Origin of the sequence: Mesorhizobium sp. RIZ17 (genome assembly GCF_051127865.1) — a bacterium.
Classification (GTDB): domain Bacteria; phylum Pseudomonadota; class Alphaproteobacteria; order Rhizobiales; family Rhizobiaceae; genus Mesorhizobium; species Mesorhizobium humile.
In genome coordinates, this window is the sequence record NZ_CP147861.1 from 2,194,905 (window position 1) to 2,216,517 (window position 21,613).

Consider the following 21,613-nt stretch of genomic DNA (forward strand, 5'->3'; position numbering starts at 1 on the left):
TTACTTCGCCGGCTTGTACCAGCTGTCGAGGCCGGTCTGCAGCTTCTTGGCCGCGGCTTCCGGCGTATCGGTGCCGTTGATCACATTGGCCGATTCAACCCAGGTCTCGTTCTCGAGGTTCGGCGTGCCGCGCGACAGGATCTGGTAGGTCGAACGGATCGTCGACTTGCACTTGCCGCGCCAGGAGACGAATTCCTGAGCCAGCGGGTCTTCCATCTTCACCGGCGCGGAGTTCAGGCTGAAGAAGCCCGGCAGCGCGTTGGCGTAGATGGTGGCGAAGTCCGGCGAGGCCACCCAGGACAGGAATTTCTTGGCCGCATCCGCGTGCTTCGACGCCGCATTCAGGCCCATGCCGATGTCGGTATGGTCGGAGATGTAGCAGGTGTCGCCGGCCTTCTCGACCGGCGGCGGGAAGGCGCCCATCTTGAACTGCGCCTGGGTGTTGAACAGGCCGATCTCCCACGAGCCGGCCGGGTAGATGGCGGCGCGGCCGAGCGTGAACAGGTTCTGGCTGTCCGGATAGGTCTGCGCCTCGAAGCCGTCGCCGAGATAGGGTTTCCACTTCGCCAGTTCCTTGAAGGGTTCGACCCATTGAGGATCGGTGAGCTTCTGCTCGCCCTTGATCAGGGCAGCGCGGCCTTCCTCGCCCTTCCAGTAGTTCGGGCCGATGTTCTGGTAGCCCATGGTCGCGGCTTCCCAGAGATCCTTGGTGCCCATGGCCATCGGAATGTAGGTGCCGTCGGCCTTGATCTTGTCGAGCACGGCGAAGAACTCGTCCCGGGTCGTCGGCACCTTGAGGCCGAGCTTGTCGAAGGCATCCTTGTTGTAGATGAAGCCGTGGATGACCGAGGCCATCGGCACGCAGAAGCTCGACTTGCCGTCATCGGTCTGCCAGGCGGACTTGGCGACGGGCGAGAAGTTCTCCATGCCCGGCAGCGAGCTCAGGTCGGCGAGGTTGCCCTTCTTGAACAGCTCGAGCGACTTGTCGAAGGGGCGGCAGGTGATCAGGTCGCCCGCCGAGCCGGCGGCGAGCTTGGCGCCCAGCGCCGCGTCATACTCGGTCGGAGCCGAAGGCGCGAACACCACCTTGATGCCGGGGTTCTTGGCTTCGAAAGCCGGGATCAGCTTGTCCTTCCAGATGGTCAGGTCGTCGCCGCGCCAGCTTTCGATGTTGAGCGTCACGTCCTCGGCCAGCGCCATCCCGGTCGTGCCGAGGATGCTTGTGCCGAGCAGAAGGGCCGTCAGTAGTTTGGTCTTCATCTTCAGTCTCCCTGTTGACCTTTTTCAGGTTCCGTTTTGAGGACAGAGGCTCAGCGCCCCTTGCTCCCCTCGATCGCGGAAAGCGCCGGCCTGAGCTTCTGGCCGGTTCCTTCCAGTATCTTCTCGGCCGCGTCGGCGTTGGCAGCGCCGGCGGCGAGCAGAATGGCTGTCTTGACGACTCCGCCGCTTTCCTCGAGCAGGCGGGCGGCGTCGTCGCGGCTCTTGCCGCTGATGGCGGCGACCATGCGCACGGCGCGGTCGCGCAGCTTGATGTTGTCTGCGGTCAGGTTGACCATGTAGCCGTCATGGACATGGCCGAGATGGATGGCGGTGAGCGTCGAAAGCATGTTGAGCGCGATCTTCTGCGCCGTGCCCGCGCCCATGCGCGTCGAGCCGGCGATCAGCTCCGGCGGCGTTTCGAGCAGGATGGCGACATCGGCTCGGCTGAACAGCGCCGCACCCCGGTTGTTGGCGATGGCGATGGTGGCGGCGCCCCGGCGCCGCGCGTCCTGCAGCGCCTGGACCGCATAAGGGGTCGAGCCGCTGGCGGAAATGGCGATCAGGCAGTCGCCCTTGCCGATATCGGCCGCGGCAACGGCCTCCGAAGCCTCTTCGGTGTCGTCTTCCGGTCCGCCGGCCAGCGTGCGGAAGGCGTCGTCGCCGCCGGCGATCAGGATGGCGATGCGGTCACGTGCGATGCCGAAGGTGCCGGGCAGTTCCAGCGCGTCGGCCACCGCCATCAGGCCGGAGCTGCCTGCCGCCGCATAGGCCAGCTTGCCGCCGCTCTTCAATTGCTTGGCGATGAGTTCGGCGGCGACGGCGATCGCCGGAATGGCGCCGTGCACGGCCTTGCTGGCCTCGATCTGGGCATTGGCGAGGAACGCAAGGATGGCTTCCGGGGTCTGGACATCCAGCCCCTCGGCATTCTGGTGGAGCGCTTCCGTGCGCGTCTCGGCCATCCGTTTTCCTCCAACTGAGCGAACAATACCAAAAAAATACCACTTGTCCATACGCATTAACGAACTTCAGGCGGGGGAACTCGCTTGCCGGCAAATTACCGTGGGTTTTCAATAAAATACGGCATAATCTTTTTTGAACCGAAATTAACTCTTGGCTATTGGTATTTTATTGGTATTATCTCGGCCGAGGAGAAAATCGCGTGAAATTTGTGCTTGGTATCGATGGCGGCGGCACCAGCTGCAGGGCGGCCCTTGCGACCGTCGACGGCACCGTCGTCGGCCGCGCCAAGAGCGGCGCCGCCAACATCCGCACCGACCTCACCGGCGCCCGCGCCAACATCGTCGAGGCGGCCAGGCAGGCTTTCCTCGCCGCCGGCCATGATCCGGAGCTGATCCCGCGCACGCCTGCCATCCTTGGTCTGGCCGGCGCCAATGTCGGCACCTACCGGCAGCAGCTCGAAGCGATCCTGCCGTTCAGCAAAAGCCGCGTCGAAACCGACGCCGAGATCGCGCTCGAGGGCGCGGTCGGTGCAGGCGATGGCGCCATGGCCATTTTGGGTACCGGCACCGCCTATATGGCGCGCAAGAATGGCAAGTCGCGCGCCATCGGCGGCTGGGGTTTCCAGGTCGGCGACCAGGGCAGCGGCGCCCGTATCGGCCGCGACCTGCTCGAGCAGACGCTGCTTGCCTATGACGGCATCCGTCCGGGCTCGCCGTTGACGGACGCCATGCTCGCAGTCTTCCGCAACAATCCCGAAGACGTCGTCGAATTCACCACCAACGCCAAGCCGGGCGATTTCGGCGGCTTCGCGCCAAAGGTCTTCGAGCATGCCGAAAAGGGCGATCTCATCGCCAATTGGATCCTCGCCAAGGCGGTGGCCGATGTCGAGGCTTCGCTCGGCGCGCTCGATCTTGCCGACGATGCTCCGCTCTGTCTGCTCGGCGGTCTGGCGCCGCTCTACGCGCCGCGCCTGTCGGCGCGCTATCAGGCGCTGCTTAAAGCCCCGCTCGACGATGCGCTCGGCGGCGCCGTGCAGATGGCCCTGCGCATCTTCGCCAGGGGTTCGGAGGCCGGCCGATGAGCGCTGCCGACCAGATCTTCGCCATGCTGCGGGAATCTTCGCAGAGCGGCGCGCCGCTCTATTTGCAGCTGAGGAGAAGCATCGAGGAAGCGGTCAATCGCGGCCTCATCGGCCCCGGCGATGCGTTGCCGTCCGAGCGCGACATCGCCAGCAAGGCCGATATCTCGCGCGTCACCGTGCGCAAGGCTGTGCAGGACCTGGTCAAGGGCGGCATCCTCGTCCAGCGCCATGGCTCGGGCACCTTCGTCGCGCCGCGCATGGAGCGCGTCGAGCAGTCGCTGTCGCGGCTCACCTCCTTTACCGAGGATATGGCGCGCCGCGGCATGAACGTGCGCTCCGTCTGGCTCGACCGCGGCCTCTATGCGCCGTCGCCGGACGAGATGATGGTGCTTGGCCTGTCCTCGACCGAGCTGGTCGCGCGTGTCGCGCGCCTGCGCATCGCCAACGACACGCCGCTGGCGATCGAGCGCGCGGCGCTCTCGGCCAGCGTGCTGCCCGATCCCGAGGCGATAGGCTCCTCGCTCTATGCGGCGCTGGGCACGACTGGCAATCGGCCGGTCCGCGCCGTGCAACGTATCTCGGCCACCAATCTTGGCGACGCCGATGCGCGCCTGCTGGAAGTGCCGCCGGGGGTTGCCGGCCTGCAGATCGAGCGCATTTCCTATCTGGCGAGCGGCAAGGTGATAGAGTTCACCCGCTCGGTCTACAGGGGCGACGCCTATGATTTCGTCGCGGAACTCCGGCTGACCGGGCCGGGAGAGGAGATCCGGCCATGATGGCAAACATCACCCATATGCGGCGCGAAATCGATGAGATCCCCGAAGCCGCCGCCCGCCTTCTCGACGGTTCGGCCGTGGCGCTGGCCGAGGCGGGTCGCGGCCTGCGCGAACGCGACCCGCATTTCGTCGTCACAGTGGCGCGCGGCTCGTCCGACCACGCCGCGACCTTCATGAAATATGCCGTCGAACTGACCGCCGGCCTTGCGGTCGCTTCGGTTGGCCCTTCGATCGCGTCCATTTATGGCGCGAAGCTCAGGCTGCGCGGCTCCGCCTGCCTGGCGGTCTCGCAGTCGGGCAAGAGCCCCGACATCGTCGCCATGGCCGAAACGGCAAGGGCAGGAGGAGCGCTGACCGTCGCCATCACCAACACGGCCGACTCGCCGCTGGCGCGCGCTTCCGACTATGCCATCGACATTCTGGCAGGGCCGGAACGCTCCGTCGCGGCCACCAAGACCTTCGTCAATTCGGCCGTCGCCGGCCTTGCGCTGATGGCGCACGCCACCGACGACAAGCCGTTGCTTCAGGCGCTCGCCGGCCTGCCCGGCCATTTCGAGAAGGCGATCGCCTGCGACTGGATGGCGCTCGCCGGCGCGCTGGAAAATCCGCAGTCGCTGTTCATCCTCGGCCGCGGCCCGTCCTTCGCGATCGCCAGCGAGGCGGCGCTGAAGTTCAAGGAAACCTGCGCCATGCACGCCGAAGCCTACAGCGCCGCCGAGGTCATGCACGGGCCGCTGGCGCTGGTCGGACCGAGCTTCCCGGTTCTGGCGCTTGCCGCGCGCGATGCGTCCGAACTCTCGGTCGCCGAGGCGGCTGACGGCCTGACGGCCAAGGGCGCCGCCGCCTTCATCACCTCCGACAAGGCGAAGGCCGCGAGGCTTCTGCCGTATGTCGCCACCGGCCACCCGCTGACCGATCCGCTGCCGCTGATCGTGTCCTTCTACGGCTTCGTCGAGGCCTTCGCACGCCATCGCGGCCTCGACCCCGACACGCCGCGCAACCTGCGCAAGGTGACGGAAACCGTATGAGCGACCGTTTCGCACTCACCGGCGCCCGCATCTTCGACGGCGCCGACTGGCATGACAACGCCGCCCTTGTCGTCAAGGGCGACGCGGTCGAGGCCATCCTGCCCGAAGGCGCGATTCCGTCCGGCGTTCCGGCGGTCGAGACCGGTGGCGGCCTGCTGGTGCCCGGCTTCGTCGACATCCAGGTCAATGGCGGCGGCGGCGTCATGCTCAACGACCATCCCGACGTCGCCTCGATCGAGACCATCTGCCGGGCGCATGCGCCTTTCGGCACTACGGCACTGCTGGTGACGCTGATCACCGACACGCCGGCGATCACCGCCGCCGCCATCGCCGCCGGCGCCGAGGCCACCAGGCAGAAGGCGCCGGGCTTCCTTGGCCTGCATCTGGAAGGGCCGCATCTTTCCATAGCCCGCAAGGGCGCGCATGATCCGGCGCTGATCCGGCCGATGACCGATGCCGATCAGGCCGCGCTCATGGCCGCGCGCAAAGAGCTTCCCGTGCTGCTGACCACGGTCGCGCCGGAATCGGTCGAACCGTCTCGCGTCGCGGCGCTGGCCAAGGCCGGTGTCGTCGTCAGCCTCGGCCACAGCGATACCGATTACGCGACAGCCAGCGCCTTTGCCGAGGCGGGCGCCACGGTGGTGACGCATCTGTTCAACGCCATGAGCCAGATCGGCAACCGCGAGCCGGGCCTGGCGGGTGCTGCGATCGACACCGGCGGCTTGTATGCCGGCATCATCGCCGACGGCATCCATGTCCATCCGGCAACGATGATCCTTGCGCTGCGCGGCAAGCAGGGGCCGGGCAAGATCGTGCTGGTCACCGACGCCATGGCGACGATCGGCACCGACATGACGTCGTTCACGCTCAACGGCCGCACCATCTACCGTAAGGATGGCAGCCTCAGGCTTGCCGACGGCACGCTGGCCGGCGCCGATCTCGACATGATCTCCGCCATCCGCTTCGTCCACCGCGTCGTCGGCCTCGATCTCGACGAGGCCCTGCGCATGGCCTCGCTCTATCCGGCCGAGGCAATCGGCCAGGCGCACCGGCTTGGCCGTTTCCACAACGGCACAGCCGCTGATATTGTTGGTCTTTCCGACGATCTGGATGTCAGGAACGTCTGGATCGGCGGCAACAAGGTGTTTGGGGCTTAGGCCTTTCGGTCGTCATCCTTGGGCGTAGCGACGCGAAGCGGAGCGAAGACCCGAGGATCCATGCCGTGACGCCGGCAGAAGAAGACTGTCGACGCCGTCGTTCCGGTGCCATTGTTCGCACCGCTGTGACGCTCGCAGGTCACGGCATGGATTCTAGGGTCTGCGCGCGTCGCTGCGCTCCTTGCTCCGCCCTAGAATGACGATGTCAGGCGTCTTAGCTAATCTCCCACGTCCGCGATGCTCTCCCGGCAAGCCAGTCCAGATTCGGCCAACCGGTTATCCATTAGCCGGCTTTAGAATAGATATCCTTATATGCATCGCGCAGCACATTCTTCTGCACCTTGCCCATCGTGTTGCGCGGCAGTTCGTCGACGAAGATCACTTGCTTCGGATGCTTGTATTTCGCCAACCGGCCGGCGATGGCGTTCGCAATGTCGGCAGCATCGATCGCCGAGTCCGGCTTGCGCACCACGACCGCGGTGACGCCTTCGCCGAAATCTGGGTGGGCGACGCCGATCACCGCGCTTTCGCTGACGCCGTCGAGCGCGTCGATCTCGCTCTCGATCTCCTTCGGATAGACGTTGTAGCCGCCCGAGATGATCAGGTCCTTGCCGCGCCCGACGATGTGGACGTAGCCGTCGGCGTCGACGAGGCCGAGATCGCCGGTGATGAAGAAGCCGTCGTCTCGAAATTCGGCCCTGGTCTTCTCGGGCATGTGCCAATAGCCGGCAAAGACGTTCGGGCCCTTGACCTCGATCATGCCGATCTCGCCCTGGGCCAGCGGCTTGGCCGTCTCGGGCTCGGTGACGCGCAGCGAGACGCCGGGCAAGGGGAATCCGACCGTGCCGGCGCGCCGCTCGCCGTCATAGGGGTTGGACGTGTTCATGTTGGTCTCGGTCATGCCGTAGCGCTCAAGGATGGCGTGGCCGGTCCGGTCGCGCCAGGCCTTGTGCGTCTCGGCCAGCAGCGGCGCCGAGCCGGAGATGAAGACCCGCATGGCGCTGGCCGCCTCGCGCGTCAGGCCGTCCTGCTGCAACAGCCGCACATAGAAGGTCGGCACGCCCATCAGCGCGGTCGCACGCGGCATCAGCGAGAGGACGCGCGCGGGGTCGAATTTCCGCTCGAAGAACATTGTCGCGCCGGCCATCAGGATGACGTTGGTGGCGACGAACAGGCCGTGCGTGTGGAAGATCGGCAGCGCATGGATCAGCACGTCGTCGACGCCGAAGCGCCACTGCTCGACCAGCACGCGGGCATTGGAAGCAAGGTTCTCGTGGCTGAGCATCGCGCCCTTCGAACGGCCGGTCGTGCCGGAGGTGTAGAGGATGGCGGCAAGATCGTCCGGCCCGCGCGCGACATCGCTGAAGTCCGTCGCCTGCCGCGAAGCTTGGCTGGCCAGCGTTCCCTGCCCGTCGCGGCCGAGCGTGAGCACCGTCGCGCCGATTGCCGCGGCAAGCGGCTCGACGCCCGAAAGATGGTCCGGATCGCACACGATCAGCCTCGGCTCGGCGTCGCGGAAGAAATATTCGAGCTCCGGCAGCGTGTAGGCGGTGTTGAGCGGCAGGAAGACCGCGCCGGCGCGTAACGAAGCGAGATAGAGCAGAGCCGCCTCCGGGCTCTTCTCGACCTGGACGGCGACACGGTCGCCGGGCTCGACGCCGGCCTGCGCCAGCGCATGCGCCAGTTGCGCCGACTTCGCCAGCATGTCGCCATAGGTGATCGAACGGCCGTCATCCGCCTCCATCAGCGGCCGGCCGGGCGCCGGCATGCGGGAACGGAAAGCATCGAACAGATGGTTGGTCATGAATGTCCTCTAGAGCAATTCCAGGAAAAGTGTATGCGGTTTTCCGTCCGGAATTGCCTCAAGACAAGGAGATAGAGCGGTTCGCCGTTTTCGTGAAACGGTGAACCGCTCTAAGCGCATGCCGAATGGCGCATGCGTTGCGCTGCCTGAGCGAATACCAGATTTGGCGGCCGGAGCAAAAACTGCGCGGCAGTTTTCAGTCGCTATCTACGGCGCGGCTTGCTGATGCCGGCCCTCGGGTCATAGCCCTGTGCGAAGCGTTCCATGCACATCGCCGCGGTGAGGCGGTAATGATTGAGAAGCGCCTCGACCGCGCCGTTGGCGTCCCCATCCAGCGTGCGTTCGGCAATGATGCGGTGCTCGCTGAGATCGTCGCGTCCCATCCCCGGCGCGGTTTGCGAGATCAGGCGGTAGCGCGAGGCCTGATCGGAAAGCTGATCGCAAAAGCCGATCAGCCAGTGCGACCGGCACGCCGCGATCAGCGCACGATGAAAGGCGCGGTGCAGCTTCTCCCATTCCGGATTGTTGGTTGCCGGGTCGTCCGGCAGGCGGCGCTCGGCGCGCGCAAGGCGGTGCAGGGCAAGCACCAGCTGCTCTTCCCATTCGGCGGTGCGGTGGGCAATGGATTCGCGCAGCGCCCGCTCCTCCAGCCAGCAGCGCGTGCGCGTCAACTCCTCCAACTCCACGGCGCTGACCGGCATCAGGAAGAAGCCGCGTTGGTCGTGGCGGCCGAGCAGGCCCTCGGCGGCCAGGCGGTTTAACGCCTCTCGCACCGGCGAGGCGCCGGCGCCATAGCGGGAAACGACCCACTCGACACGCAGTTTCGTCTCGGACTCCAAGGCCCCGCGCAGCAAGTCGTCGCGGAGTTGCTGGTAGACCGAACTGGCAAGCGTGCTTTTGCCGCCCTTGCTCTCACCCGGCTCGGTACTTCCGTTTGTCAATCGAGCTCCTGTTGCTTTGCCCCTGGTTTGCCAGGGCTCCGCGGCGAAGCAATTCCCCTACATATATCATACAGCCGGGCAACGACGCCTCAAAGCGGAAGATGACGATATTCGACTTTAAGACGAGGCGGACCGTCTATTTATCGGATGAAGTAGATTCTCGGTGAAAAGCCGATATTCCTGCGCCGCTTCGTATATTGAACAGTCGTTCAATCGACCCGCGATTGTGCAACTTCCGCTAGAGGTCGGACGATTATACGTTTAACCGGCGGCTCTGTCGGCGGCCGTTCGAATTGCTTCGATATTTGCCCTATAGGCTTCGACGTTGCCGCCCTTGAAGACGGCGGCGCCCGCCACCAGCACATTGGCGCCGGCCGCGGTCACCAGCGGCGCCGTTTCGGCCGAAACGCCGCCGTCGATCTCGATATGGATCGGCCGGCTGCCGATCAGCGCCTTGACCCGTTTCACCTTGTCGACGATCGCCGGGATGAAGGCCTGCCCGCCGAAGCCCGGATTGACGGTCATGATCAGGATGAGGTCCAGCCGGTCGAGCACATATTCGATCGTCGTTTCCGGCGTCGCCGGGTTGAGCGAGACGCCGGCCTTCTTGCCAAGGCTCTTGATGGTCTGCAGCGAGCGGTCGAGATGCGGCCCGGCCTCGGCGTGCACGGTCATGCCGTCGCAGCCGGCTTCTGCAAAGGCCGCCAGGTAAGGATCGGCCGGCGCAATCATCAGATGGCAGTCGAAGAACGCCTTGGTGCGGTTGCGGATCGCCTTGATCACCGGCGGGCCGAAGGTGATGTTGGGCACGAAATGGCCATCCATCACGTCCAGATGGATCCAGTCGGCGCCGGCCGCCGCGACAGCCTCGACCTCGTCGCCGAGCTTGGAGAAGTCCGACGCCAGCACTGACGGCGCGATCAGGGTTTTGTTGCTCATGACGGTCTCACCCTTCCTCCAGACGCAATTTGAAGACTTCCTAGAGGAGGATGCCGGAAAGGGAAAGCAGCGGGCAAGAAAAACCCGCCGGATCGCTCCGGCGGGTCTGGGTCTTCAGCCGCAAGATTACGGCTTGAAGTTCTGGATGTTGGCGCCCGCCGGATCCTGCAGCACGCGCCGCGGCTGGCGCTGCGGCACCAGTTGCTGCAGCACGTTCGGGTTGAGCAGGATGCCGGGGTTGATCTCGACGCCCGGCCGCCTGCGGATCGGCGTGCAGTCCGGGAATAGTCCGGTCGTCCCGACCGGGCAGCGCCGCCTGGTCAGTATCGGCTGGCACTGGCCGTCGACAACGCGCGAGCCCGGCGCGCATTCCTGCTGCGGCTTGCGGCAGGCGCCGTCGCGGATTTCGGTCCCGCGCGGGCAGACGCAGTCGCCCCGCTTGTTGTGGACCTGACCGCGAATGGTGCACTGCTCCTGCTTCGGCCTTGGCGGCCTGCAGGCTTTGCCCTGCACCTCCAGGCCGTCGGGGCAGGCGCAGTTGCCGTTGGCATCGCGCACCTGGCCGCGTATCGGGCATTGCCTCGACACGACCGGCCGGCAGGCGCCGTCACGGACTTCCATGCGGTTCGGGCAGACGCAATCGCCATCGGCATTGCGGAACTGACCGCGGATGCGGCACTGGGCGGGCGGCTGCCTGTCGGGCACGCAGGCCTTGGCTACCCGGTCGAGATGCGTGCCGTCGGGGCAAGTGCAACCATTGCCGTCCGAAGTCGGCACCGCGCCGCGCACCGTGCATTTCGGCGGAACGACCTGGCAGATGCCGTCCACCAGCTCGCCACGGCGGCACACGCAGTTGCCGTCCTGGTCGCGGTACTGGCCGGGACGCAGCGTGCACTGCGGCTCCTGCGGCTGTTCGCCCCGCACGCATTTGCCGTTTTCCAGCTCCGTGCCGCGCGGGCAGACGCAGCGTCCGTCCTCGGTCCGGATCTGGCCCTGCAGCAGGACGCAGCGCGGTGGTGGCGGGAGAGGCAGGAGCTTGGTGCCGCCACCCGTGCCCCCAACACCCGAACATTGGCCGTTGCGGAAGATAGTACCTTCCGGGCAGACGCAGCGGCCGGCCGAGTTCAGCACCAGCCCAAACGAGCACTGGTTCTTCACCTCGTGCCTGATGGTGAAGGGGTGGCACGCATAGGCCTTGCCGCGATCGCCCTGGTTGGTGGTCAGGTCGCGCGACAGCACCTCGCCGCCCTGCACCGGTGTGTTCGGGGGCAGCACGCCGACGCAGTTCTGCCCGTTGACCGTTCCCTGCAGATTGGCGAGGCGCCCGTCATCGGGAAGGATCACGGTGACGTGGTGGGTGTGGCTCTCGCCGGCCCCCAGCGTCAGGTTGGCGATGCAGGACGCCGGCAGCGTCGTCGGTTCCAGCGAGCAGCCGAACGGCGGATCGATCGAGCTGATCTCAACGCCTTCCAGCCGGCCGAGGCCCTCCACGCCGATCGCATCGCCGATGCGGACCGGACCGGAGAAGGGATTCGGCCCGTCATTTGTGATGGTGATCTCGAACGAGCATGGCTGGCCGGGCTGGCACTCGGCATCGCCGGTCTTCTCGACGCGGATGGTCGAGGCGCCGCCGCCCTTCGCGCAAGCCTGGCCGATCGGGTAGACGATGTCGTCGCCCGGCGCCGGCCCGTAGGAGCCGCGCGCGCAGTTCTCGAACGCGCCGTTGCCGCTTACCGTCACGTCGAAGTGCCTGGAGGTTCCGGGCGTCATCACGGCGCCTGGAATCTGGCACGACAGCGTGTTGGCAGGCACTGGTCCGCAGCTCCACTCCGCGCCGTCGGGGGCCACGGTCTGGATTTGCACCGGAGCACCCCCCGACACCAGCGTCGCGGCGTCATTGACCCGCACCGGTCCGGTGGGGGCCGCGGTGCCGGCATTGGTGACGGTGATGCGGCAAGAGACCCGCCCGGCGGCAATGAGTCGATCGCCGCCGCATTCCTTGGTGATGCGCAGGCCGGGCCGGCCGCCATTCGGATGGCGGATGCGCTCGGTGGCGCAGGCCTTGTTGTTGGCGAGGTCGACCTCGCCGGGAATGGCCTTCACCTCGGCGCAGTTCTCCACCGTATCCGGCCGGTAGTTTGCCGGCATCACCGCCTTGACGACGATCGGCGTCGAGGCGCCCGGAGGCAGCGAGATGCCCGCATTGTCGCAACGGAACTGTCCAGGCCCATTCGGTCCGCAGGTCCATGGCGGGCTCGGCCCGAAGGTCGACGAGGTGGGTGCGCCGCCGGGGTAGTTGTCGATCACCGTCAGCGGCCCGTTATAGGTGTTGGTGCCGTTGTTGATGATGTCGATCACAAAGTAGCAGACGCCGTCGGCCGTGCAGACCGGGATGCGGGCGCGCTTCTTCAGGATCAGGTCCACCTTCTTTTCGACCGGGTTGCACTGCGGATCGCGGTCGCCACGGCGGCAGATCGGGATCGAGGCGCAGCCGCGGTCGTTGAGCTGGCTGCCGAACAGCGGCTTGCCGCTGGCGTCGTAGTCATAGGCGGCGCAGTTGCGCAGCACGCTGCCCTGCCATCCGCCTGCCGGCTTGAAGCCGAGCTTGAGGTTGACGGAGGCGCCGGGGTTGAGCGTCGTCACCGGATAGGTGCAGGTCATCGGCGTCGTGCCGGGCACGCAGACCCAGGGCGCATTCGGCCCGGAGGTCAGCACGGAGCCTGCCGGCAGCGTCACCTCGTCGAGCACGATCTTGCCGTTATAGGGCGCGTCGCCGACATTGGTGACAGTGATGGTGAAGTCGCAGCCACCGGCCATCGTGCATCGCGGCACGTCGGCATGCTTCTCGACCTTGAGGTCCGGCTCCTTGTCCTTCGGCGGGCACCTCAGGTCGCGCGGGATGACGATGTCTATCACCTGCGTGCAGCAGAGCCCCCAGCCTTCTTTCGGTCCGGCGTAACCCTCTATGCCGGTGACGATGAGGTGGATGGCCTCGCCGGGCGAAGCGCCGATGATCTTCCAGTTCAGCACGCCGCCGCCGACCGGCACTTTCTGCATGGCGGGCACGATGGTGATGCCGGGCGTCGTCGTCGACACCTGCACCCATTTGCCGCCGATCTCGGGACCGACCGGCATGTGGTAGATGAAGGCGCCCCCGCCGGGCACGCAGTCGACCGTGCCGTGCTCGACCTTGAAGCATTCCTTGCCGGGGGGTGGAGGCGGCGGGTTGCACTTGGTGACGTCGATATGGATCGTCGTCTTGGCGCCGGTCAGGATGTTGCCGTCATCGGGCTTGCTCGGGTCCTGCGACGGGATGATGGTCCCCGGGCCACCTCGCATCGACACCTTGATCTGACCCTGGTTGTCGACATTGGCCGGCGCGGGAAACGCCGCCTGGTCGATCTTGGCCAGGATCTGGAAGGTGATGACGCGTTCGTTCGGCGCGCCCAAGCCGTCGAGATCGGAGGCGGAGATCCGGAAGTCGGAAACCGTCGCCGTGTCATCCGGATTGGCCGAGCTGCTGATCGTGGCCGCCGGCAGCGCGCCGCCGGAGCCGTCCGTGCCGTCGCCCGTCACATGCACGCTGACGATCTTCAGGCCATGCGGTAGCTGGTCCTTGAACTCGATCTTGGCGTTCTTCAACGCGTTGACCAAAGCCGGATTGGCGAAAGCCTGTTCGTTGCCGCGCAGACCGAAAGTCAGCGTGTAGGAAACATAGTCGCAGCTTCGCTGGCCGCCCGTCTTGGTGAAGAAGGGCACGATGCGGCCGGGTTCGGGGTTGACGATGCGCGGGTTGTCCAGGTCGAGCCTGGGCTCCGGCCCGGCAACTTCCACAAGCTTGGCCGGCGCGGTGTCGTCGGCAAGCGCCGGCAGGGCCGGCATCATGGCGACCGCGATACCGGCCGCCATCAGCCAGCGCGCGCCGCGCCTGGCGTATGACAGGGGTTTCATGATCGTCTCCATGACGGTTTTGCGTGAGGCGAGGCGGGAAAGGGCGAGATTGTCCATCTGTCCCTCCCTCAACGTTCGCAGCTGACGGCTGGCGTTCTGAGCGGCAGCGTCATCTTGCAGCAAGGGTAGTAGCCACCCTTGTCCTGGTCGGACTTGCGATAGAAGCAAAGCCCGACATTGACGGTGTCGCCAGGATAATGGCCGGTGATATCGATCGTGTAGGGCCTGCCCGGAACATGCGACATGGGGGTTGTCACCCCGACGCCGGGCGTCCCGGACTGCGCCTTGATCGAATCGCCGCCAAAGCCGGCATGGTCATGGAGATAGAGATCGGCCTGGAGTCCGCGCGGCGTGCAGTAATAGTGCACGTCCTCGACATCCACGCAGGGTGGCAGGTTGCCGGGCGGTGGGAAGTCCGGCGGGTAGAAGGGAGGCAGATAGCCGCCCGGGATTTCCTCATAGTAGCCGGCGCGGCCCTCGCAGGGGCGCCAGACCCTGACGTCGCCGACATGGCCTTCGACCTCAGGGTCTTCGAAATAGCCGTCGAAATCGACGAACCAGGAGCCGAAGGGCGGCACGTTGGCCGGCTTGACCAGCGCGCTCGGCGTCAGCTGCACGCCATGCACGGCAAGCGGCCCGCCGGCGGCGAGCCGCTCGGCAAGCTCGGGGTTGTCGCGCAGCTTGTCGCCGGTGTTGACGACGGTGTCGGTACAGACGGAGGTGTCGAGATTGCCTTCGGCGTCATAGCCATATTGCAGATCGACCCCGCCGGCCGACTGGCGGTTGCCTTGCGGGAAGCCGACCGCATATTCCTGCGGCACCTCGACCCAGGCCGATTCCGTCGCCGGATCATCCGGGTCCTCGCGCCAGTAGCGGATCAGCTCGCCTTTGCCGGAATCGGCGAAGCGGCTGTAATCGTAACGGTTTTCGACCGGGCCGCGCTGGGCCAGATACATGAAGCCCTTGTTGTCGAAGGCGATGTCGGTGACGGCATAGTCCTTGTCGGCCTTGACCGTCAGTTCCCAGCGCGGATCGCCGGCGAACGTGCCGTCGCGCGCGATGCCGACCGACCAGATCTCGGACTTTTCGCCGACCGAATAATAGAGCCGGCCGCCATGATAGGAGACCGCCCAGACGCGGCGCTCGTCCTGCGTATAGCCCCAGGTCTCGGGATCTTCGGTGTCGAAGGCGGCGCCCTGGATGTCCATGACGGCGCCGTCGTCGGCGACGGGACCAAGCCCATGCGCCGGGCGGCCGGCGACACCATGGTCGAACGTGTCGATCAGATGGCCGTTGGCGTCGATGCGGTGGATGAGGCCGGTGTCGAGGTCCGAGGCGAAGAATTGGCGGTGGATCGGGTCGAAGGCGAGGTTGCCGATGCCCGGCCCGCTGTTGGTGTCGATGTCGGCGAATTTCGAGACGGCGCCGGTGATGCCGTCGATCTTCCAGATCGTGCCTGGTCCGCCGCCATTCTCGGTGCCGAACTGGCCGTCCATGAAGGCAGCGCCCGCGGTGCCGCGACGCTGCCGCTCCGGACGCCCGTCATCGTCGGCGTCGGGCGTGACGATCTCGACGCCATGCAACGAGGTCGCGGCGGCATAAAGGTTGGGGATGCCCGACGGCACGCCATCGCGCACGCCGTCGTCATAGGTGAGGCCGAACACCTCGCCGATCTGGCCGGCCGTCACCTCGAAGGGCGGCGGCGTGTTGACGAGCTGGCCCGAGGCCGGGCCGCCCAGATGCGAGACGTCGAAAACGCGCAACGTCGCGCGCGATGTGTCGATAAACGTTTCATCAACCGGGTCGACGCCGGGCGGCAGGCCTTGGTCGAAACCGGGGATAACGGTGCCCGGGAAGCCGGTGACCGCCATCGAGCCGGGATAGATGATCTGGGTTTCCTGCGCCTGGGCGGCGCTGCCGAACCAGAGGCCGGCGCTCAATGCCAAAGCAAGAATTCCGCTGGTTGCCTTGATTGCGCGGCGCAAACGGGATGCGCGCGTGGGCACGAACGAGCAAGACATTGAACTCCCCCCGAAGCCGCTGGGAGGGACATCCCGCCCTACCGCGCCAACCAGGGCAAGTCGCGGCGTTGCGGCACGTTCTTCCCCGATCGAATTGTCTGCTTTCCTCTGCGTAACGATACGCCTGCTCCTGGGCAGGGTCAACGGAATCAGCCGAAAGCCCAGCGCGTCGACCCCGTCCCGAAGGCGGTGATCGCGCTGGGCTCCCGTTGTTCCCGGAGACCGTGGAGTCTCTGGGTTTCTGGTCATGGGGCTTTCCCTTTCCGGGCCGCATCATTGCGGCGCCTGGCCATCAGTCGCCGGCCGGCGTGGAAAGGTTCATGTCAGGATAGCGGAGCGGAACGCGTTCCCGGCCGCTAGAGCAATTTCAGGAAAAGTGTGAGCGGTTTTCCGTCCGAAATTGCGCCAAAAGGAGATAGAGCGGTTCGCCGTTTCCGTGAAACGGTGAAAAGCTCTAGCGGCGTTACCAGATCCAGTCGCCCCGGCCGAGGGCCGATACCGCCTCGACGATGCGGGTGAAGCTCGTCCGTGCCCGGCCGACCATGTGCCGGGCTCTGAGGTAGCCATGCACCAGGCCCGGCTCCTCGAACCAGGTGGCGTGTCCGCCGGCTGCGACGATGCGGTCGCGATAGGCCTCGCCGTCGGACGACAGTGGGTCGCACTGCGCGGTGATCAGCACCGTCGGCGGCAGATAGGCGAAGTCGGCATCGGCAAGCGGGTAGAGCGTGATGTCGCCGGTACGGTCCACGCCGCCGGTGCGGATATGCTTGTAGAAGTCGAGGTCGCGCACGGTGAGCATCGGCGCCTCGGCATGCGTGACGTAGGAGCCGTTTGAGTGGTCGCCGCCGAGGCCGGGATAGATCAGCATCTGGCCGGCTGGCTTCTTCACATGGCCGCGCGTGGCGTGAGCGACCGCGGCGCAGAGATTGCCGCCGGCGCTGTCGCCGCAAAGCACGATCGCGCAGTCATAGGTCCTGGCAGCCCATTCGAAGGCGTCCATCGCGTCGTCGAAGGCGGCCGGATGCAGATGCTCCGGCGCCAGCCGGTAGTCGACCGAGACCACCTCATAGCCGGTGCGCGCGCAAAGCTCGGCGCAGACATCGTCATGGCTGTCCAGCCCGCCAAGGATGAAGCCGCCGCCATGGATGTAGAGCACCATCGCGGCTTTGTTCGGCGCCGCGTTGCGGTAGATGCGGACCGGCACGCCGTCGGCGATGGTCGTTGTCTCGGCGCTCACGCCTTGCGGATAGCCGGCAAAGAACTCCCGGCACATCCGGTCGTAGATGGCACGCTGCTGGGCGATCGTGTAGTCGATCGTATCAGGCGGATAATAGGAATTGGTCTTCTCGATGAAGGCCCAGGTCTCGGCGTCGATCAGGGTTTTGTAGTCGGTCATGAAGGGTGGCCAACTCTAGATGACGGCGCCCAGGCCCCCCTCTCTGTCCTGCCGGACATCTCCCCCTCAAGGGGGGAGATCAGATGTCGCCAAGGCTTTCGCCAATCTCCTACGTCCCAGGAAATGCGCCGGGTCAGAAGCTGCCAATCTCCCCCCTTGAGGGGGAGATGCCCGGCAGGGCAGAGAGGGGGGCCTGGCGCCGTCATCTCCGACGTTATCGACCCTTCCACACCGGGTCGCGCTTCTCCGCGAACGCTCGGAACCCCTCCATGTTGTCTTCCGACCCATAGAGGATATCGACCGTCGGCAACTGCCGGCGCGTCACCTTGTTCATGGCGTCCTGGAAGGTCAGTGCCTCGGCCACGCGCGCCGTCTCCTTGATCGACGCGAAAACCAGCGGCGGGCCGCCGGCGAGCAATCTTGCGATCTCCCAGACACGCTCCTCGAGCTTGTCCTTGGGCAGCACTTCGTTGACCAGGCCCCAGCGATGCGCCTCGGCGACATCCATCCAGCGGCCGGTGAACAGGAGGTCCATGGCGATGTGGTAGGGAATGCGCTTCGGCAGCTTGATGGTGGCTGCGTCGGCCAGCGTGCCGGCGCGGATCTCGGGCAGCGCGAAGGAGGAATGGTCCGAGGCATAGATGAGGTCGCAGGATAGCGCCAGCTCGAAGCCGCCGCCCACCGCCATGCCGTTGACGCAGGCGATCACCGGCTTGTTGAGGTCGCGCAATTCCTGCAATCCGGCAAAACCGCCGACGCCATAGTCGCCGTCGACGGCGTCGCCGGCGGCGGCCGCCTTCAGGTCCCAGCCGGCGCTGAAGAACTTGTCGCCGGCCGTCTTGACGATGGCGACGCGCAGGTCGGGATCATCGCGGAATGCCTTGAACGTCTCGCCCATCAGCCGCGAGGTCTTGAGGTCGATGGCGTTGGCCTTCGGCCGGTCGAGCGTGACCTCCAGGATCGTGCCTTCGCGGCGGGTGGTGATGACGTCAGCCATTCTTCTTTTCTCCAAGCACCAGCAGGGCGTCCGCGATCCAGGCGCCCTTGCCTTCGGCGCAGACGATCAGCGGGTTGATGTCTAGTTCCTCGATCTCGCCTTCGTTCTTCTGCACGAAGTCGGCAATGCCGGCGATGGCGTCGATGGCGGCGTTGACGTCGGCCTTCGGCCGGCCGCGATAGCCTTCGAGCAAGGGATAGAGCTTAAGCCCACGCAATGCCGCCTCGATGTCGTCGCGCGTCGCCGGCAGCATCAGGGTGACGCTGTCACGCAGGAGCTCGACCAGCACGCCGCCGGTGCCAAGCGTCATGACGGCGCCAAACATCGGGTCGCGGGTGAAGCCGACGATCAGCTCGGCGACGCCGTCGCGCACCATGCGCTCGGCATAGAGCCCGGTGCCGAGCGGCAGAAGGTCGTGCGCCGCGGTGCTGACGGATTCGGCGTCCTTGAGGTTCAGCCTGACCGCGCCGACCTCCGACTTGTGCGTCACGCCGAGCGCCTTCAGCGCCACCGGGAAACCCAGCGCCATGGACGAGATCACCGCCTCGACCGCGTTGGAAGCGCGCTCGCCCTTCGGCACCGGCAGGCCGGCCTTGATCAGCCTGTCCTTGGCCTCGGCCTCGTCCGGCGTCACGCGCTTGGCTTCAGTCACTCCCGCCGCCGTGGTGTCGACCGGCTGCGCCTGCGGCTCGCGCCAGGCCCAGCCGATGAAGGCGGCGGCCTGGGCAGCGTCCAGCGCTTCGGAAATGCCGAACAACGGCACCATGCCGCGCGCCATCAGGCCGGCTGTGTATTCCTCGGGCAGGTTTTCCGGCAGCGAGGAGACGATCGCGCCTTGCGCCTTGTTGGTCTTCAGCGCCGCCTCGAAGGCGCGCAGCGTCGCCCACCAGTCGACGTCCGAGCAGCGGTCGGGGCGCGGAAAGTCGAGCACCAGCATGTTGAGGTCGAAGCCGCCCGACACCATGGCGGTGAAGGTGGCGGTCATCGCCGGTTCGTTATTCCAGATGAAGGTGTGGTAATCGAGCGGGTTGGCGACCGCGACCAGCGGTCCGAGCGTCGATTTGACGTGCGCGCGGTGGTGATCGGTAAGCGTCGGGAAATGCACCCAGCGGCCTTCGGCGCTGTCGGCCATCACGGAAGCCTCGCCGCCGGAGCAGCTCATCGAGGACAGCTTGTAGCCAGGCAGTGGTCCGGTGATGTGCAGCAGCTTCAGCGCCTCGATGAAGGCCGGAATCGAATCGACACGCGCGATGCCGAGCCGCTTCAGGAACGCGCCGGAGGCGGCGTCCGAGCCGGCGAGCGAAGCGGTGTGCGATACGGTCGCCTGCCGCGCCTGTTCGGACCGCCCGACCTTCATGGCGATGATCGGCTTCTTCAGCTCGCGCGCTCGTGCCGCCAGCCTCTCGAAGCCGGCTACCGAGTCGAAAGCCTCGATATGCAGGCCGAGCGATGTGACGCGCTCGTCCTCTATCAGGCCCAACGCCATTTCCGAAAGGCCGGTCTGGGCCTGGTTACCGGCCGTCATCAGGAAGGCGATCGGCAGCCCGCGCTTCTGCATCGTCATGTTGATGGCGATGTTGGACGACTGGGTGATGATGGCCACACCCTTGCCGCCTTCGGCCAGCCGGATGCCGCCATGCTGGTCGGGCCACAAAAGAGCGCCGTCGGCATAGTTGATAAGGCCATAGCAGTTGGGGCCGATGATCGGCATATCGCCTGCAGCGGCGACGAGCTCCGCCTGCAGCCGCTCGCCGTCCTCGTCATAGGCCTCGGTTTCGAGGAAGCCCGCGGCAAAGCACACGGCGCCGCCGGCGCCGCGCTCGGCCAGCGCCTTGATCACCTCGATGGTCAGATGCCGGTTGACGCCGACAAAGGCGGCGTCCGGCGCTCCAGGCAGGTCGGCGACGGAGCGGTAGGCCTTGCGGCCGGCGACTTCGTCCTTGGTCGGATGCACCGGCCAGATTTCGCCGGCAAAGCCCATCTTGATCGATTGCGCCACGACGGCGGCGGCCTGCGCCCCCCCGAACACGGCGATCGATTTCGGGCGCAGGAGACGTTCGAGTTTATGCATGGTCATCTTTTCGTTTGAGCACGATCCCGTCCAAAGCCAGATCCTGGCTTTGGCGCATCATGCCCTAGGCTCCGAACGGACGCAGCAGCGCCCGCGAAATAATATGTCGCTGAATCTCCGACGTGCCTTCCCAGATGCGCTCGACGCGGGCGTCGCGCCAGATGCGCTCCAGCGGCAGGTCGTCCATCAGCCCCATGCCGCCGTGGATCTGGATGGCTTCGTCGGCGACGAAGGCCAGCATCTCGGTGGCCTTCAGCTTGGCCATCGCCATGTCCTGGTCGGTGACGGTGCCCTGATCGTACTTCCAGCCGGCTTCGAAGACCATCAGGTCGGCGGCCTTCAGTTCCGTCGCCATGTCGGCGAGCTTGAACGAAACGCCCTGGAACTTGCCGATCTGCTGGCCGAACTGCTGGCGCTGCGCGGCATATTCGATGGCGTGCGACAGCGCCCGTTCAGCGCGGCCGAGGCAGGTCGCGCCGACCTGCAGCCGCGTGGCGCCGAGCCAGGAATTAGCGACGTCGAAGCCCTTGTGCACTTCGCCGAGCACCTGTGAAGCCGGCAGCCGGCAGTCGTCGAACTCCAGAATCGAGTTGGTGTAGCCGCGATGCGAGACATTGCGGTAGCCGTCGCGCACCGAAAAACCCTTGCTGCCCTTGTCGACGAAGAAGGCGGTGATCTTCTTGCGCTTGCCGCGCGGCGAATCCTCTTCGCCCGAGGCCATGAACACGATGGCGAAGTCGGCGATGTCGGCATGGGAGATGAAGTGTTTGGTGCCGTTGAGCACCCAGTCGGACCCGTCCTGCACCGCGGTCGCCTTCATGCCGCGCAGGTCGGAGCCGGCGCCCGGCTCGGTCATCGCCAGGCAGTCCCATTTCTCGCCGCGGATGCAGGGGAAGAGGTACTTCTCGCGCTGCTCCGGCGTGCCGGCGAGCAGGATGTTGGACGGGCGCGCCACGCAGGTCCAGTGCAGCGCGTAATTGGCGCGGCCGAGCTCCTTCTCATAGAGCAGCCAGCTTACCGTATCGAGGCCCGCGCCGCCGACATCGGCCGGCATGTTGGCGGCGTAGAGCCCGGCTTCGATCGCCTTGGCCTTCAATTCGTCGATCAGCTCGCGGCGCAGTTCGCCGGTGCGCTCCACCTCGCGCTCATGCGGGTAAAGCTCGTTCTCGACGAAGGCCCGTGTCGTCTCGACGATGAGCTTCTGTTCTTCCGAAAGACCGAAATCCATCGC

The 21,613-nt window shown here is 66.0% G+C and carries 15 protein-coding genes; 4 read left to right on the top strand and 11 right to left on the bottom strand.

What is annotated here, in order from left to right; all coding sequences use genetic code 11:
* Positions 1-1,260: an ABC transporter substrate-binding protein gene (locus WDX12_RS10845; RefSeq protein ID WP_434724859.1), complete on the bottom strand. Its 1,260-nt coding sequence runs from the start codon at positions 1,258-1,260 to the stop codon at positions 1-3.
* Between the two features lie 50 nt (positions 1,261-1,310).
* On the bottom strand, positions 1,311-2,219 hold the full coding sequence (locus WDX12_RS10850; protein WP_434724860.1) for an N-acetylmuramic acid 6-phosphate etherase: 909 nt from the start codon (positions 2,217-2,219) through the stop codon (positions 1,311-1,313).
* A 200-nt stretch (positions 2,220-2,419) separates the two neighbouring features.
* On the opposite strand from WDX12_RS10850, the gene WDX12_RS10855 reads away from it, so the two are divergent.
* From WDX12_RS10855 to nagA, 4 genes are read left to right on the top strand one after another with little or no spacing between them, the layout of a single operon-like run.
* On the top strand, positions 2,420-3,301 hold the full coding sequence (locus WDX12_RS10855; protein WP_434724861.1) for a BadF/BadG/BcrA/BcrD ATPase family protein: 882 nt from the start codon (positions 2,420-2,422) through the stop codon (positions 3,299-3,301).
* The gene (locus WDX12_RS10860; protein ID WP_040979934.1) at positions 3,298-4,077 is read left to right on the top strand and encodes a GntR family transcriptional regulator; all 780 of its coding nucleotides are present in this window, start codon (positions 3,298-3,300) and stop codon (positions 4,075-4,077) included. Before WDX12_RS10855 ends, WDX12_RS10860 begins: the two co-directional genes overlap by 4 nt.
* On the top strand, positions 4,074-5,105 hold the full coding sequence (locus WDX12_RS10865; protein WP_434724862.1) for an SIS domain-containing protein: 1,032 nt from the start codon (positions 4,074-4,076) through the stop codon (positions 5,103-5,105). Before WDX12_RS10860 ends, WDX12_RS10865 begins: the two co-directional genes overlap by 4 nt.
* Complete coding sequence (gene nagA / locus WDX12_RS10870) at positions 5,102-6,262, top strand: N-acetylglucosamine-6-phosphate deacetylase (RefSeq protein WP_434724863.1); 1,161 nt, start codon at positions 5,102-5,104, stop codon at positions 6,260-6,262. The genes WDX12_RS10865 and nagA overlap by 4 nt, the downstream gene beginning before the upstream one ends.
* Positions 6,263-6,545: 283 nt before the next feature.
* Here the strand turns inward: nagA and WDX12_RS10875 are convergent, their stop codons facing one another.
* From WDX12_RS10875 to WDX12_RS10915, 9 genes are all read right to left on the bottom strand, one after another.
* A complete protein-coding gene (locus WDX12_RS10875) occupies positions 6,546-8,066 on the bottom strand; it encodes a malonate--CoA ligase (RefSeq protein ID WP_434724864.1) in 1,521 nt (506 codons plus the stop codon).
* Between the two features lie 203 nt (positions 8,067-8,269).
* Positions 8,270-9,007, bottom strand: coding sequence for a GntR family transcriptional regulator (locus WDX12_RS10880; protein ID WP_434724865.1), 738 nt, complete (start codon positions 9,005-9,007; stop codon positions 8,270-8,272).
* 261 nt (positions 9,008-9,268) lie between these two features.
* Entirely contained in the window at positions 9,269-9,946 is a 678-nt protein-coding gene (gene rpe, locus WDX12_RS10885) for a ribulose-phosphate 3-epimerase (RefSeq protein WP_434724866.1), read from the bottom strand.
* A 126-nt stretch (positions 9,947-10,072) separates the two neighbouring features.
* Entirely contained in the window at positions 10,073-13,954 is a 3,882-nt protein-coding gene (locus tag WDX12_RS10890) for a hypothetical protein (protein WP_434724867.1), read from the bottom strand.
* An 11-nt stretch (positions 13,955-13,965) separates the two neighbouring features.
* On the bottom strand, positions 13,966-15,918 hold the full coding sequence (locus WDX12_RS10895) for a hypothetical protein (protein WP_430699225.1): 1,953 nt from the start codon (positions 15,916-15,918) through the stop codon (positions 13,966-13,968).
* A 463-nt stretch (positions 15,919-16,381) separates the two neighbouring features.
* Positions 16,382-17,314 carry an alpha/beta hydrolase gene (locus WDX12_RS10900; RefSeq protein WP_434724868.1) on the bottom strand — a complete coding sequence of 311 codons (933 nt, stop codon included), beginning with the start codon at positions 17,312-17,314 and terminating at the stop codon, positions 16,382-16,384.
* Positions 17,315-17,528: 214 nt separating this feature from the next.
* A complete protein-coding gene (locus tag WDX12_RS10905) occupies positions 17,529-18,311 on the bottom strand; it encodes a carnitinyl-CoA dehydratase (protein ID WP_320294124.1) in 783 nt (260 codons plus the stop codon).
* Positions 18,304-20,382 (bottom strand): acetate--CoA ligase family protein, encoded by a 2,079-nt coding sequence (locus WDX12_RS10910; RefSeq protein WP_434724869.1) that lies wholly within the window; start codon positions 20,380-20,382, stop codon positions 18,304-18,306. The genes WDX12_RS10905 and WDX12_RS10910 overlap by 8 nt, the downstream gene beginning before the upstream one ends.
* A 64-nt stretch (positions 20,383-20,446) precedes the next feature.
* Positions 20,447-21,610, bottom strand: a complete 1,164-nt coding sequence (locus WDX12_RS10915) for an acyl-CoA dehydrogenase family protein (protein ID WP_320294126.1) — start codon at positions 21,608-21,610, stop codon at positions 20,447-20,449.
* Between the last annotated feature and the right edge of the window lie 3 nt (positions 21,611-21,613).

Bases quoted from the DNA above. Each gene is read 5' to 3' on its own strand.
- WDX12_RS10845 (WP_434724859.1), bottom strand. From the start codon at position 1,260: ATGAAGACCAAACTACTGACGGCCCTTCTGCTCGGCACAAGCATCCTC.
- WDX12_RS10850 (WP_434724860.1), bottom strand. From the start codon at position 2,219: ATGGCCGAGACGCGCACGGAAGCGCTCCACCAGAATGCCGAGGGGCTG.
- WDX12_RS10860 (WP_040979934.1), top strand. From the start codon at position 3,298: ATGAGCGCTGCCGACCAGATCTTCGCCATGCTGCGGGAATCTTCGCAG.
- WDX12_RS10865 (WP_434724862.1), top strand. From the start codon at position 4,074: ATGATGGCAAACATCACCCATATGCGGCGCGAAATCGATGAGATCCCC.
- nagA (WP_434724863.1), top strand. From the start codon at position 5,102: ATGAGCGACCGTTTCGCACTCACCGGCGCCCGCATCTTCGACGGCGCC.
- WDX12_RS10875 (WP_434724864.1), bottom strand. From the start codon at position 8,066: ATGACCAACCATCTGTTCGATGCTTTCCGTTCCCGCATGCCGGCGCCC.
- rpe (WP_434724866.1), bottom strand. From the start codon at position 9,946: ATGAGCAACAAAACCCTGATCGCGCCGTCAGTGCTGGCGTCGGACTTC.
- WDX12_RS10890 (WP_434724867.1), bottom strand. From the start codon at position 13,954: ATGGACAATCTCGCCCTTTCCCGCCTCGCCTCACGCAAAACCGTCATG.
- WDX12_RS10895 (WP_430699225.1), bottom strand. From the start codon at position 15,918: ATGTCTTGCTCGTTCGTGCCCACGCGCGCATCCCGTTTGCGCCGCGCA.
- WDX12_RS10900 (WP_434724868.1), bottom strand. From the start codon at position 17,314: ATGACCGACTACAAAACCCTGATCGACGCCGAGACCTGGGCCTTCATC.
- WDX12_RS10905 (WP_320294124.1), bottom strand. From the start codon at position 18,311: ATGGCTGACGTCATCACCACCCGCCGCGAAGGCACGATCCTGGAGGTC.
- WDX12_RS10910 (WP_434724869.1), bottom strand. From the start codon at position 20,382: ATGCATAAACTCGAACGTCTCCTGCGCCCGAAATCGATCGCCGTGTTC.
- WDX12_RS10915 (WP_320294126.1), bottom strand. From the start codon at position 21,610: ATGGATTTCGGTCTTTCGGAAGAACAGAAGCTCATCGTCGAGACGACA.